13 protein-coding genes are annotated in these 13,817 nt (G+C 71.4%); 7 read left to right on the top strand and 6 right to left on the bottom strand.

Annotation, left to right across the window (positions count from 1 at the left end; translation table 11 throughout):
- Window positions 1–53 precede the first annotated feature (53 nt).
- The 4 genes from NE235_RS19075 (at window position 54) to NE235_RS19060 (ending at window position 3,709) form a co-directional block, all read left to right on the top strand.
- On the top strand, window positions 54–1,271 hold the full coding sequence (locus tag NE235_RS19075; RefSeq protein ID WP_252804778.1) for an acyl-CoA dehydrogenase family protein: 1,218 nt from the start codon (window positions 54–56) through the stop codon (window positions 1,269–1,271).
- A complete protein-coding gene (locus NE235_RS19070; protein WP_252804776.1) occupies window positions 1,268–1,924 on the top strand; it encodes a TetR/AcrR family transcriptional regulator in 657 nt (218 codons plus the stop codon). Before NE235_RS19075 ends, NE235_RS19070 begins: the two co-directional genes overlap by 4 nt.
- Window positions 1,925–1,956: 32 nt before the next feature.
- Window positions 1,957–2,307 carry a cupin domain-containing protein gene (locus NE235_RS19065; protein WP_252804774.1) on the top strand — a complete coding sequence of 117 codons (351 nt, stop codon included), beginning with the start codon at window positions 1,957–1,959 and terminating at the stop codon, window positions 2,305–2,307.
- 112 nt (window positions 2,308–2,419) lie between these two features.
- A complete protein-coding gene (locus NE235_RS19060) occupies window positions 2,420–3,709 on the top strand; it encodes a cytochrome P450 (RefSeq protein ID WP_252804772.1) in 1,290 nt (429 codons plus the stop codon).
- 33 nt (window positions 3,710–3,742) lie between these two features.
- On the opposite strand, the gene NE235_RS19055 is transcribed toward NE235_RS19060, so the two are convergent.
- From NE235_RS19055 to NE235_RS19030, 6 genes are all read right to left on the bottom strand, one after another.
- Window positions 3,743–4,477, bottom strand: a complete 735-nt coding sequence (locus NE235_RS19055) for a trypsin-like serine protease (RefSeq protein WP_252804765.1) — start codon at window positions 4,475–4,477, stop codon at window positions 3,743–3,745.
- A 255-nt stretch (window positions 4,478–4,732) separates the two neighbouring features.
- A complete protein-coding gene (locus tag NE235_RS19050; protein ID WP_252804763.1) occupies window positions 4,733–6,160 on the bottom strand; it encodes a rhamnulokinase in 1,428 nt (475 codons plus the stop codon).
- Between the two features lie 11 nt (window positions 6,161–6,171).
- Window positions 6,172–6,765 carry a LutC/YkgG family protein gene (locus NE235_RS19045; protein WP_252804760.1) on the bottom strand — a complete coding sequence of 198 codons (594 nt, stop codon included), beginning with the start codon at window positions 6,763–6,765 and terminating at the stop codon, window positions 6,172–6,174.
- Entirely contained in the window at window positions 6,752–8,188 is a 1,437-nt protein-coding gene (locus NE235_RS19040; RefSeq protein WP_252804758.1) for a lactate utilization protein B, read from the bottom strand. The genes NE235_RS19045 and NE235_RS19040 overlap by 14 nt, the downstream gene beginning before the upstream one ends.
- Before the next feature lie 20 nt (window positions 8,189–8,208).
- Window positions 8,209–8,937, bottom strand: a complete 729-nt coding sequence (locus NE235_RS19035; protein ID WP_252804756.1) for a (Fe-S)-binding protein — start codon at window positions 8,935–8,937, stop codon at window positions 8,209–8,211.
- A 1-nt stretch (window position 8,938) separates the two neighbouring features.
- Complete coding sequence (locus tag NE235_RS19030; protein ID WP_252804822.1) at window positions 8,939–9,937, bottom strand: LacI family DNA-binding transcriptional regulator; 999 nt, start codon at window positions 9,935–9,937, stop codon at window positions 8,939–8,941.
- A 268-nt stretch (window positions 9,938–10,205) separates the two neighbouring features.
- On the opposite strand from NE235_RS19030, the gene NE235_RS19025 reads away from it, so the two are divergent.
- From NE235_RS19025 to NE235_RS19015, 3 genes are read left to right on the top strand one after another with little or no spacing between them, the layout of a single operon-like run.
- The gene (locus NE235_RS19025) at window positions 10,206–11,717 is read left to right on the top strand and encodes a sugar ABC transporter ATP-binding protein (RefSeq protein WP_252804754.1); all 1,512 of its coding nucleotides are present in this window, start codon (window positions 10,206–10,208) and stop codon (window positions 11,715–11,717) included.
- Complete coding sequence (locus NE235_RS19020) at window positions 11,718–12,737, top strand: ABC transporter permease (RefSeq protein ID WP_252804753.1); 1,020 nt, start codon at window positions 11,718–11,720, stop codon at window positions 12,735–12,737.
- Window positions 12,727–13,770, top strand: coding sequence for an ABC transporter permease (locus NE235_RS19015; RefSeq protein WP_252804751.1), 1,044 nt, complete (start codon window positions 12,727–12,729; stop codon window positions 13,768–13,770). Before NE235_RS19020 ends, NE235_RS19015 begins: the two co-directional genes overlap by 11 nt.
- Window positions 13,771–13,817: the final 47 nt, after the last annotated feature.

The raw sequence follows: 13,817 nt of genomic DNA, 5'->3' as shown, positions 1-13,817 counted from the left end.
CTAGGGCCGGGCACACGGACGGCCGCAGGGGCCGTGTTCGCGAGGGGACGGCGATGGACTTCGCATTCGACCAGACCACCATCGAGTACCGCGACCGGCTGCTCGACTTCATGGACTCCCACGTTCACCCGGCCGAGCCCGTCTACGCCGCGCAGGCCGCCGAGCTCGCCGGCACGTGGGCCACTCCGCCGATCATCGAGGACCTGAAGGCCGAGGCGCGCGAGCGGGGGCTGTGGAACCTCTTCCTCCCGCACGAGCCGCACGGCGCCGGCCTGAGCAACCTGCAGTACGCCCCGCTCGCCGAGATCATGGGCCGGTCACCGAAGATCGCCCCGGTCGCCCTCAACTGCGCGGCGCCCGACACCGGCAACATGGAGATCCTCGCCCTGTTCGGGACGCCCGAGCAGAAGCAGCGGTGGCTGGAGCCGCTGCTGGACGGCGCGATCCGCTCGGCGTTCTGCATGACCGAGCCGGCCGTGGCCTCCTCCGACGCGACGAACATCGCCCTGCGCATCGAGCGGGACGGCGACTCGTACGTGCTGAACGGCCGTAAGTGGTGGACGTCCGGCGCGCTCAGCCCGGAGTGCGAGATCTTCATCGTGATGGGCGTGACCGACCCGGATGCCCCGCCGTACCGCCGGCAGAGCATGGTGCTGGTGCCCAAGGACACGCCCGGCGTCACCGTCGAGCGCGGCCTGCACGTCTTCGGCTACGACGACGGCACCCACGGTGGCCACGCCGAGGTCTCCTTCGAGGACGTACGGGTGCCGGCGGGCAACATCCTCCTCGGCGAGGGTGAGGGCTTCCGCATCGCGCAGGAGCGGCTCGGGCCCGGCCGGATCCACCACTGCATGCGCGCCATCGGCATGGCCGAGCGCGCCCTGGAGCTGATGTGCCGGCGCGTCGTGTCGCGGGTCGCCTTCGGTGGCCCGATCGCCGACCAGGGCGTCGTCCAGGACTGGATCGCCGAGTCGCGCATCCGGATCGAGCAGGCCCGGCTGCTGGTCCTCAAGACCGCGTGGCTGATGGACACCGTCGGCAACAAGGGCGCCCGCGTGGAGATCTCGGCGATCAAGGCACTGGTGCCCGAGATGGCGAACCGGGTGATCGACCGGGCGATCCAGGCGCACGGCGGCGCGGGCGTCTCGCAGGACCTCCCCCTCGCCGAACTGTGGGCCGGGGTGCGGACCCTGCACCTGGCGGACGGCCCCGACGAGGTGCACAAGCGGTCGATCGCCCGCCGTGAGCTCGCCGCCTACCGGGAGAGATGATGGCGGACGAGCGCCCGCTGCCGGAGCGGCTGCTGGCGGTGGCCACCCGGCTGTTCGCCGAGAACGGCTACGAGGGCACCTCCGTCCAGGAGATCGTCCGGGCCGCGGGCGTCACCAAGGGCGCGATGTACCACTACTTCGCGGCCAAGGACGACCTGCTGTACGAGATCTACCACCGGCTGCTGGCCCTGCAGACCGAGCGGCTGCGCCGGTTCGCGGGCGGCGCCGGCCCGGCGGAGGAACGCCTGCGCGCCGCCGCCGTCGACGTGATCGAGACGAGCGTCGCGCACCTGGACGAGCTCACGGTGTTCTTCCGCTCGATGCACCTGCTGCCGGCCGAGAAGCAGAAGGCGGTACGGGCGGAGCGGCGCCGCTACCACGAGTGTTTCCGCGCGCTGGTGGAGGAGGGCCAGCGGGAGGGGACGTTCCGGGCCGGTGTTCCGGCGGACCTGGCGGTGAACTTCTTCTTCGGCGCGGTCCATCAGCTGAGCACGTGGTGGCACCCCGACGGGTCGCTGGGCGCCGCGGCGGTGGGCGACTACTACGTCGGCCTCTTCCTCGACGGGCTGCGCGAGGGCGGCGAACCGTCCGGGCCGGGAGAAGGCGGCGTCGTCCGCGACGGGCCGGGAGGCGACGGCGCGCCGGGCCGATGAATCTTTCGCCGCCGCTGCGGTAGATGGAGAGCATGGAGAAATTGTCATTGGAAGCCCGCGCCCGCGAGCAGCTGGACCGGGCCCTGAGCGACTCGGCGGGCCGCAGCGCCACCACGGTGTACGGGGGCCACGAACACGTGCTCCGGCAGACGCTGATCGCGCTCAAGGCCGGAACGACGATGGACGAGCACGTGGGCCCGGAGGAGGGCACCGTCCAGGTGCTGCAGGGCCGCGTCCGGCTCGTCGCGGGGGAGGACTCCTGGGAGGGCCGGACCGGCGACCTGATCTTCGTGCCGAAGGCGCGGCACCGCGTCGAGGCGATCGAGGACTCGACGATGCTGCTCACCGCCGTCAAACTGCCGACGGCGCCGGAGAACCTCTGAGTCATCCCAGTGGGCCGGTGACCGGCACCGGCCCACCCGGACGTATCCGCCCCCTTGACGGTAATCGACCACTTACTTGAGCATGGAGGTCGAACCGGAAGGCGGTGGCGTCATGACGACCCGGTCCGGCCCGGCCCCATCGGAGGCCGGCCTCTCCTCGCTCGAGTTCTGGGCATTGCCCGTCGAGGAGCGCGAGGCGGCCTTCGCCGAACTCCGCGCCCGTGAGCACCCGGCGTTCTTCCCCGAGACCCGTGTCCCGTTCGTCCGGCCCGGGGAGGGCTTCTACGCGCTGGTCCGGCACGCGGACGTCAGCGAGGCCAGCCGGCACCCGGACATCTTCAGCAGCGAGCCGAGCGCGACCAGCATCCCGGACTTCCCCGCGTACATGGAGCGGTTCTTCGGTTCACTGATCAACATGGACGACCCCCGGCACGCCAAGATCCGCCGGATCGTGTCCCGGGCGTTCACGCCGAAGATGCTCGCCAGGACCGAGGAGGACGTCCGGCGGCGCGCGGCGCGGATCGTCGACGAGCTGATCGAGACCGGTCCGGGGGACTTCGTCGCGAAGGTCGCCGCACGCCTGCCGGCCGAGGTCATCTGCGACATGCTCGGCATTCCCGAGCGGGAGTACCCCCGGGTCATCGAGCGCACGAACGTCATCCTCGGCAACTCGGACCCGGAGTACACCGGGATCACCCCCGGGCGAGTCGGCCGCGCCGCCGCGGCCCGCGCGCTCCTCAAAATCATCTGGGCGGCCCGTGACCTGCACCGGCTCGCCGCCGGCCTCGGCCGCCAACGCGCCCGGCACCCGGCCGGCGACCTGACGTCGGCGCTGGTCAACGCGAACGTCGACGGAGAGCGTCTGACCTCCCGCGAACTCGGGTCGTTCTTCCTCCTGCTCGTCGTCGCGGGCAACGAGACGACCCGGACGGCCCTCAGCCACGCGCTCAAGCTGTTCACCGACCTCCCCGACCAGCGGGCGCTGCTCCTCGAGGACTTCGAGGGGCGGATCGGCGGGGCCGTCGAGGAGATCGTGCGCTACTCCACGCCGGTGATCTTCATGCGGCGCAACGTCACCCGCGACCATGAGCTGAACGGCCATACGTACCGGGCCGGCGACAAGGTGCTGCTGTTCTACAACTCCGCCAACCGCGACGACACGGTGTTCGAGCGCCCGGACGTCTTCGACATCACCCGCGACCCGAACCCGCACGTCGGGTTCGGGGGACCGGGCCCGCACTTCTGCCTTGGCGCGAACCTGGCCCGGCGGGAGATCACCGTGATGCTGCGGGAGCTGTTCACCCGGGTGCCGGACATCCGCGCCGCCGGTGAGCCCGACCGCCTGCTGTCCGGCTTCATCAACGGCCACAAGCGCCTGCCCTGCACCTTCACCGCCCGCTGACCGGGCTTCAGAACAGCAGGTCCGCGTTCGGGCTCAGGGCAGGGCGACGAACCGGGCGAGGAACTCGCGGGCGGGGGATGAGTCCAGGCGGTAGTCGAAGTTCGTCGTCTTGCAGGCGTCGTCGTCCCCGCTGATCGTCGTGGCGACCAGGAGGTCGGTGTCGCCGAGGAAGTTCGGGCCGCCGGAGTCGCCGTAGCAGGTGCCGCCGTCGTCGCCCTCCGGGCGGAGCTTCAGCCACATGTGGGTGAGCCCCTCGTAGGAGATCGACGTCCGGCTGCGGGTGTCGGTGTAGGTGAACTTCATCTTGCGCTTCGCCTTGGACGGGTTGAGGGACCCGTACCCGACCGGAGTGAACGTGGCGTCTTTCAGCGAACCGTCGGCGCGCATCCGGGCCAGCAGCCCGGCGGGGGGCAGGTGGGCGGGCCGGATGCCGGGGATCGGCGAGTCGAAGACCACGACGGCCATGTCGTACCGGTCGGCGTCGGCGTCATAGCGTTCGTCCGGCAGGTACCGGCCGGTGTAGACGGCGTCCCCGCGCGTGTAGTGGCTGGCGAAGGTCACTCGCGCGGTCCCCTTCTTGCCCTTGCGGCAGTGGGCGGCGGTGAGGAACACCGTCGGCGAGATGAGCGTCCCGGTGCAGTAGGACCAGGTGCCGTCGGGGTACGGCTGATCGGCGATCAGGGCGCCGACGGACGGGTGGTCGTTCCCGTCCGGAGATCCATTGGTGATCGCCGAGGCGGGTGAGGCCAGACCGGCGATCAAAAGCATAGAAATAGCAACGGGGGCGGCAAAACGCATGAGGCAGACCTTAAAGGTACATACCGCCCCTAGTCCAAAGGATCAGGAAAAGATCTACTCACCGCCCCACCCCGGCGACCTGCGAGTATGCCGCCGGAGAATGATCGACCCGATGTGGTGCGAGCGAACCGGAAAACGCGATCAATCCCCGTACTCTGGAGGAATACCGCGGCCCTTCCCGCCCCTGCGGACGCCTTTCCGGGAAGGGCCGATCCGCCGCTCCTCTCAGGAGAGGCCGATCCGCCGCGCGGCCCGGTCCCAGGCGGCCTCGTCGCCGCGCGGCCGGTACACGGTCAGGTCCTGCGTCCGGCGCACCAGCGCACGCGGGTCGGCGGTGAGCCCGTGCGCGCGGGCCTGCGCCAGCGCGTTGCCGATCGCGGTGGCCTCCACGGGCCCGGCGACGACCGGCAACCCGCAGGCGTCCGCGGTGAGCCGGCACAGCAGCGCGTTGCGCGCCCCGCCGCCGACGATGTGCACGACCTCCACTGGCTTGCCGGAGAGGCGGGCGGCGTCACGGATGGCGGCGCGGTGCCCGAGGGCGAGGCTCTCCAGGATGCAGCGGACGACCGCCGCCCGCCCCTCCGGCACCGGCTGGCCGGTCCGCGCGCAGTACGCCGCGATCCGCGCGGGCATGTCGCCCGGCGGGATGAACGCCCGGTCGCCCGGGTCGACGAGCGCGGCGAACGCCGGGGCCTCCTCCGCCGCGGCCAGCAGGCCGGGCAGCGACGCCTCGGCCCGCCAGGTGCGCAGGGACTCCTGCAGCAGCCACAGCCCCATGACGTTGCGCAGGTAGCGGATCGTGCCGCCCACCCCGACCTCGTTGGTGAACCCGGCGACCCGGCTCTCCTCCGATAGCACCGGCGCGTCGAGCTCGACCCCGGCCAGCGACCAGGTGCCGCAGGACACGTAGCCGAAGCGGTCGTGCTCCGCGGGGACGGCCAGGACGGCGGAGGCGGTGTCGTGCGAGCCGACCGCGGTCACCGGCAGCGACTCCGGCAGCCCGGTCTCGGCCGCGACGTCCGGCCGCAGGGTGCCGATGACGTCGCCCGGCCGGCGCAGCGGCGGGAAGATCCCCTTCGGCAGCCGGAGACGCTCGATGAGGGCGTACGCCCAGTCGCCCGCGCGCACGTCGTACAGCCCGGTCGTCGAGGCGTTCGTGATCTCCGCGCCCGTCTCGCCCGTCAGCCAGTACGCCAGCAGGTCCGGGATCATCAGGAGCGTGCGCGCGGCGTCCGGCAGCGGCTCCGACAGCAGCTGGTACACCGTGTTGAACGGCAGGAACTGCAGCCCGCCGACGTCGTACAGCGCCTGCGCGCCCAGCTCGGCGACCACCTTGTCCATGACCCCGTCGGCGCGGGCGTCCCGGTAGTGCACCGGGTTGCCCAGAAGGGTGCCGGCCGAGTCGAGCAGCCCGTAGTCGACGGCCCAGGAGTCCACGCCGATCGAGGTGACCCCGTCGGCGGCCCGCAGCCCGTCCAGGACGTTCCCGTACAGGCCGAGCACGTCCCAGTAGAGGGTGCCGGCCGCCCGCACGGGGCGGTTCGGGAAGCGGCGCGCCTCGCGCAGGGTCAGTTCGTCCTCACCCACCCGGGCGACCATCACGCGTCCACTGGAGGCGCCCAGGTCGACGGCGGCGAATGAACGGGAGGCCATGCTGCTACTCCTCAGTCCGTGATCACGATGGTGAGCCGGCGCGGCCCGTGCACGCCCTCGACCCGGGAGAGCTCGATGTCGCTGGTGGCCGACGGCCCGGAGATGAACGTCAGCGGCCGGTCGGGGGAGAGCCGTTCGAGGGCCTCGGGCACGTCCGCGGCGATGCGCGCGGACTCGACGACCACGACGTGGTGGTCCGGAACGAGCGTGAGCGCCCGGCGGCCCTGGCCCGGACCGTGGTCGAGCACGACGGTGCCGGTCTCGGCGATGGCGACTGCGCAGCCGGTGATCACGCCGTCGAGGGCGTCCAGGGCGGCGATCGACACGGGCGGGTCGTCCCGTACGACGTCGGCCCCGGCCGTCCAGTCCGCGGGCAGGCCGTCCGGGACGACGTAATGGCCGCGCAGCGCGCCGAGGACGGCGGGCAGGTCCGCGCCGGGAATCCGGCGGACCTCCGCGCGGTAGTCGGCGGCGCGCTCGGCGAACAGCTCGACGGCGTCACCCTCGTGGTGGCGGCGCAGGTACGGGCGGGGGATCGCGGCGTACGCGGCGGGTTCCGCCGGAGTTTCGCCGAGCCGCCGCAGGATCTCCTCACGGGCGTTCACGTTTCTCCCACCACTCACGGAAGGTCTCGGTCGCGGGGACCGGGGCGTCACGGGTGTCGGTCCAGCGGGCGAGGGGGCCGGGCAGCCGCCGGATGCCGCCCCGGCGGACGAGCACCCGCCCGGCCGCCCCCGCCAGGCGCTGCCCGAAGGCGAGCCGGGTGGGGGAGCGCAGCGTCCAGGCGGCGAACCGCATGGCCGCCTTCTCGGCGCGGCCGTGCACGGCGCGGGACCGCAGGTGCACGAGCACCTCGGGGATGTCGATGGCGACCGGGCAGACCTCGTAGCAGGCGCCGCACAGCGTCGAGGCGTACGGCAGCGAGTCGTCGACCGGTGAGGACGACCCGCGCAGCTGCGGGGACAGGATCGCGCCGATCGGCCCCGGGTACGGCGACCCGTACGCGTGCCCGCCCGCGCGCTGGTAGACGGGGCAGACGTTGAGGCACGCGGAGCAGCGGATGCAGCGCAGCGCCTGCCGGCCGACCTCGTCCTCGCGCGTCGCCGTGCGCCCGTTGTCGAGCAGCACCAGGTGGAACGTCTGGCCCTCGGTCGCGCCGGACCAGATCGAGGTGTAGGGGTTCATCCGCTCGGCGGTCGACGAGCGCGGCAGCAGCTGGAGGAACACCTCCAGGTCCTGCCAGGCGGGTACGACCTTCTCGATGCCCATCACCGAGATCAGCGTCTCGGGGAGCGTCAGGCACATCCGGCCGTTGCCCTCGGACTCGACCACGACGAGGGACCCGGTCTCGGCGACCGCGAAGTTCGCCCCGGACACCGCGACCTTCGCCTTCAGGAAGCGTTCGCGCAGGTGGGTGCGGGCGGCCTCGGCGAGCCGGGCGGGTTCGTCGGTCAGGTCGTCGGGCGCTCCGGGCATCTCCCGCCGGAAGATCTCGCGGATCTCCGCGCGGCCCCGGTGGATCGCCGGGACGAGGATGTGCGAGGGACGGTCGTGCCCGAGCTGGACGATCAGCTCGGCCAGGTCCGTCTCGTGCGCGCGGATGCCCTCGGCGGCGAGCGCCTCGTTCAGCCCGATCTCCTGGGTGGCCATCGACTTGACCTTCACGACGTCGGTCTCGCCGGTGGCCTTGATGAGGTCCGTGACGATGCGGTTGGCCTCGGCGGCGTCGCGGGCCCAGTGCACCGTGCCGCCCCGCGCCGTCACCTGCTCCTCCAGGAGCCGCAGGTAGTGGCCGAGGTGCTCGATCGTATGGTCCTTGATCCGTTTCGCCGTCTCGCGGAGCTCCGCCCAGTCGTCCAGCTCGCTCACGGCGGCGGCGCGCTTGGCACGGATCGTGGTGGTGGCGTGGGTCAGGTTCCGGCGCAGCCGCGTGTCGCGTACGGCGTCGCGCGCGGCCTCCGGGAAGGCAGGCATCCCGACGTACGTCGGCATGCGCGCGGCCCCGGCCATCCGCTGGTCAGTGGACATGGGTTCGCCGATCCGTTCGTTCAATCCGTCGCGGCCAGTATTTCGGCCAGGTGCAGGGTCCGTACGCCTGTGCGCAGTCGGGACAGCAGGCCGCCGATGTGGGCGAGGCAGGAGTTGTCGGCCGCGCAGACGACCTCGGCGCCGGTCTGCCGGATGCGGGCGACCTTGTCGGCGCCCATCGCCGCCGACACGTCGGGGTTCTTCAGCGCGAACGTGCCGCCGAAGCCGCAGCACTCCGCGGCGTCGGGCAGCTCGACGAGATCGATGCCGCGCACCGCGCGCAGCAGCCGCAGCGGCCGGTCGCCCACGCCGAGGGCGCGCAGGGAGTGGCAGGTCGGGTGGTAGGTGACGCGGTGCGGGAAGTACGCGCCGACGTCCTCGACGCCGAGCACGTCGATGAGGAGCTCGGTCAGCTCGTGGACGCGGGCTCCGGTCCAGCGGGCCTCCTCGGCCAGTGCCTCGTCGCCGATCGTGCGGGCCACCCGGGGGTGATTCTCCCTGATCATGCCCGCGCAGGACGCCGACGGGACGACGACGGCGTCGAACGATTGGAACGTTTTAACAAAATCCTTGACAAGCGGTGCGCATTCCCGGTCGTACCCGGTGTTGTAGTGCATCTGACCGCAGCAGGTCTGCGCGGTTGGGAAGACGACCTCGTGACCGAGGCGCTCCAGAAGAGTCACGACCGCCTTGCCGGTGCCCGGGTAGAGCGTGTCGTTGAAACAGGTGACGAACAGGGCGATGCGCATGTCAGCGGCTCGATTCGCGGACGACCAGCTCGGGCTGGAACATGATCTGCTGATGGGCGTGGCCGCTCGGGTCGTCGCACTCTTCGAGGAGGAGCTCGGTGGCGATCTTGCCGAGCTGGTAGGTCGGCTGGCGGATCGAGCTGAGCGGCACCGCCGCCGCGGAGGAGAACTCGATGTCGTCGTAGCCGATGAGCGCGACGTCGTCCGGCACCCGGACCCCCGCCTGGGCCAGCGCGCGCAGCACGCCGAGCGCCAGCAGGTCGTTCGCGCAGAAGATGGCGTCGGGCACGCCGCCGGCCAGGAGCTTCTCGGCGGCGAGCGCGCCGCCGCCCGCGTTCATCTCCGGCACCACGACGTCCTCCAGGGCGCGTGCGGGCAGGCCCGCGTTGCGCAGTGCCCGGCGGGCGCCCTTGCGCCGCTCCACGCACTGCCGGATCCCGAGCGGACCCGTGACGTACGCGAGGCGCTCGGCGCCCCGGTCCAGGAGGTGGGTCACGGCCAGGTCCCCGCCGGCGACGTCGTCGACGGACACCGAGCACAGGTCCCCGGTCGCGGGGTGGTCGACGAGGACGACGGCGACACCGCGGTCCCGCAGGCCCTCCAGCATCGACAGGTCCTCGTCCGCGGGCGTGATCAGGACGCCGCGGACCCGCTGCTCGGCCAGGACCCGCAGGTTGCGCGCCTCCCGGCCGGGGGACTCGCCGGAGTTGCAGAGGATCACCGCGTGGTCCCGGTCGCTGACGACGTCCTCGACGCCGCGCGCGACCTCGACGAAGAACGGGTTGCCCACGTCGAGCACCACGAGGCCGATGGCCCGGCTCTGCCCGGCCCGCAGCGTCGCGGCCGAGCCGTTGCGGACGAAGCCCAGCTCGCGGATCGCCTGCTGGACCCGGGCCCGCGTCGCCACGGCGACGCGTTCGGGCCGGTTCAGCACGTTCGAGACCGTGCCCGGCGACACGCCTGCGCGCTGCGCGACCTCCTTGATGCCGACGGTGCCCAGGGTGCTCACGCATACCTCTTTCAGCCTGTGATGGCGTTCACTGTGACGGCTGTATTAAAACGTGTCAACAGGCCAAATGATGATCTTCGCTGCGACCCGGCGGTGATCTGGTCGTTATCTCAGCGATATCTGTGCAGGTCAGACTGCTTGCTGGCCGCAATCGGCCAGGGTCAGGCGAAAATCGACTCTTGACGTGTCCGCGCTCACAGACCTAGCGTCCTCGGTCAATCACGTTAAAACGTTTTTATTCCGTTCACACGGAGGAAACATGAGCGAGTCGCCTCCGATCCTCGCCCTGAAGGACGTCCGCAAGGCGTTCGGCGCGGTACGGGCGCTGCAGGACGTCTCCCTGGAGCTATGGGGCGGAGAGATCCACGCGCTCGCCGGCGAGAACGGGGCGGGCAAGTCCACCCTCGTGAAGACCCTGGCGGGCGTGCACCGCCCGGACGAGGGCCAGGTGCTGCTGGACGGCCGCCCCGTCGAGTTCCACGGTCCCGGTGACGCCCAGCACGCCGGCGTCGCCGTGATCTACCAGGAGCCCACCCTGTTCCCGGACCTGTCGGTCGCGGAGAACATCTTCATGGGCCGCCAGCCGCGCTCGAGGTTCGGCCGTATCGACCGCCGCGTCCTGCGGGCGGAGACGGCCAAGCTGTTCGTACGGCTGGGCGTGGCCCTCGATCCCGACCGGCCCGCGCGCGGCCTGTCCATCGCGGACCAGCAGATCGTGGAGATCGCCAAGGCGATCTCGCGGGACGCCCGGGTCCTCATCATGGACGAGCCGACGGCGGCGCTGTCCGGCAACGAGGTCGCGCGCCTGTTCACGGTCGCCCGCACCCTGCGGGACCAGGGCTGCGCGCTGCTGTTCATCTCGCACCGACTCGAGGAGATCTTCGACCTGTGCCGGCGGGTCACGACGCTGCGCGACGGCCGCTACATCTCCACCGAGCTCCTCGACGGGCTCACCGCCGACGACCTCGTCCAGCGGATGGTCGGCCGGGAGCTCGACACCCTGTACCCCAAGCAGGAGACCACGATCGGCGAGACGGTGCTGAAGGTCTCCCGGCTGACCCGCGAGGGCGTCTTCACGGACGTGTCCTTCGAGGTGCGGTCCGGAGAGATCGTCGCGCTGGCCGGCCTGGTCGGCGCGGGACGCAGCGAAGTGGCCCGCGCGATCTTCGGCATCGACCGCTACGACGCCGGGACCGTCGAGGTCGGCACGGTGAGACTGGCGGGCGGCAGCCCGACCACCGCCATGTCGGCCGGTCTCGCCCTGGTGCCCGAGGACCGGCGCCAGCAGGGCCTGGTCATGGAGGGCTCGATCGAGCGCAACATCGGCCTGACCCAGCTGCGCTCCCTGCGCCGCGGCCCCGTCATCTCCCGCAAGATCGAGCGCGACCGGGCGGCGGACTGGGCCATCCGGCTGCAACTGAAGTACGCCCGCCTCAGCGACGCCGTCGGCGTGCTGTCCGGCGGCAACCAGCAGAAGGTGGTCCTCGCCAAGTGGCTGTCCACCGAGCCGTCCGTGCTGATCATTGATGAGCCGACCCGCGGCATCGACGTCGGCACCAAGTCCGAGGTGCACCGGCTGCTGTCCGAACTGGCCGGCCAGGGCCTCGCGGTCCTGATGATCTCCTCGGACCTGCCCGAGGTGCTCGGCATGGCCGACCGCGTGCTCGTCATGCACGAGGGCCGGCTCACCGCCGAGATCCCGCGCGACCAGGCGACCGAGGAGACCGTCATGGCCGCCGCGACCGGTCAGACCCGACAGGAGGCCGCATAAATGGCAGCGCTGACCGCCGACGCCGGGGGACGCCGGTTCGTCGACATGGTCCTGCGCGCGCGGGAGCTGAGCATCCTCGCGGCACTGATCGTCCTCGTGGCGGTGACGACGGCGGTGAACTCGTCGTTCCTGTCCACCCAGGGCGTCAAGGACATCTTCCTCAACGCGTCGATCCTGGCGCTGCTGGCCGTCGGCCAGACGATGGTCGTGGTCACCCGCAACATCGACCTGTCGGTCGGGTCGGTGGTCGGGCTGGTGGCCTTCGCGTCCGGCAAGTTCGTCGCCGGGCACGACCGCAACATCCTGCTGGTGCTCGTCGTCGGGATGCTGATCGGAGCGGCCTGCGGCGTCGTCAACGGCGTGCTCGTCAGCTTCTTCAAGGTCCCGGCGCTCGTGGTGACGCTCGGCACGCTGTACGTCATCCAGGGCCTGGACTACTACTGGGCGCACGGCCAGCAGATCAACGCCGCCGACGTGCCCGCGTCACTGCTCGACCTCGGCAACGGCAGCGTCCTCGGCATCCCCTACCTGCCGCTCATCACCGTCGTCGTGATGGTCGCGGTCGGGTACTACCTGCGGGCCTACCCCTCGGGCCGGGAGTTCTACGCCATCGGCTCGAACCCGGACGCCGCCCGGCTCGCCGGCATCGCGATCCGCAAGCGGATCCTCACCGCCTACGTCGTCAGCGGCGTCCTCGCCGGACTGGCCGGCGTGCTGTGGCTGGCCCGCTTCGGCACCGTCGTGGCCGACGCCGCGCACGGCTGGGAGCTGAAGGTCGTCTCCGCCGTCGTCGTCGGCGGCGTGGCGATCGTCGGCGGTCTCGGCAGCGTGTACGGCGCCGCGCTCGGCGCGCTCCTGCTGACGACCATCGGCAGCGTCCTGGTGGTGCTGAAGGTGAACTCCTTCTGGCAGGACGCCATCGCCGGTGCCCTGCTGCTCCTCGCGATCAGCGTCGACCGCCTGCTCGCCCTGCGCGTCAACCGCGCCCTGCGAAAGAGGAATGCCCGCCATGGCGCCTGAAGCCCCCGCGAAGGTTCCCGCCGTGCGACCGCGCGTCGAGGGCCCCGGCCCGCTGCACCGGTTCGTCCGCTGGGACGTCATCGTCACCGCCCTGCTCATCGTCGTGTTCCTCGGCGGCGCGTTCGGCACCTCGGACTTCGCCACGAGCGACAACCTGTCCTTCGCGCTGGACGATCTCAGCGAGATCGCGCTGATCGCGCTGCCGATGACCCTGCTGGTCGTGGCGGCCGAGGTGGACCTGTCCGTCGCGTCGGTGCTCGGTCTGTGCAGCGCGCTGTTCGGCGCGCTCTGGGACGCCGGCTGGGCGATCGAGATGATCGTCCCGTTCCTCCTGGTCGTCGGCGTCGTCGCCGGCCTGATCAACGGACTGCTCGTCACCCGGCTCGGCCTGCCCTCGCTGGCCGTCACGATCGGCACCATGACCCTCTACCGGGGGCTCGCCTACGTCGTGCTGGGCACCAAGGCCGTCGCGGAGTTCCCGCAGAACTACGCCGACCTGGCGACCAAGACCGTGCCCGGCACCCCGATCCCGTACCCCTTCGCGCTGTTCATCCTGCTCGCCGTCGTCACCGCGATCGTCCTGCACGCCACCGGGCTGGGCCGCGCGCTGTTCGCGATCGGCGCCCAGGAGGAGGCGGCGTTCTTCGCCGGAATCCGGGTCAAGCGCATCAAGCTGCTGCTCTTCGTGGTCTCCGGGATCGTGGCGGCCTTCGCCGGCGCGGTCTACACGCTCCGGTACGGCAGCGCCCGTGCCGACAACGGCCTCGGCCTGGAGCTCGCCGTCATCGCGTCGGTGCTGCTCGGCGGCGTCGACTTCGACGGCGGCAAGGGCACGCTCGGCGGCGTGGTCGCCGGCGTGCTGCTCATCGGCCTGCTCCGCAACCTGCTCATGCTCCGTGACGTCGCGACCGAGATCCAGTCGATCGTCACCGGTCTCCTCCTCATCGTCTCCGTGCTCACGCCGCGGATCGCGGCCCTCGTACGGCAGACGCGACGACATCACCGCGGCACCACCCCGGCCGCCTCGTCCTGAGCCCCGCAGTACCTCGTAGCCCTCTCCTCTTCAGCGAACTCTCCAGC

Origin of the sequence: Actinoallomurus spadix, from assembly GCF_024055725.1 — a bacterium.
GTDB classification, from domain to species: domain Bacteria; phylum Actinomycetota; class Actinomycetes; order Streptosporangiales; family Streptosporangiaceae; genus Actinoallomurus; species Actinoallomurus spadix.
This window is presented reverse-complemented; position numbering and strand designations above follow the sequence as displayed.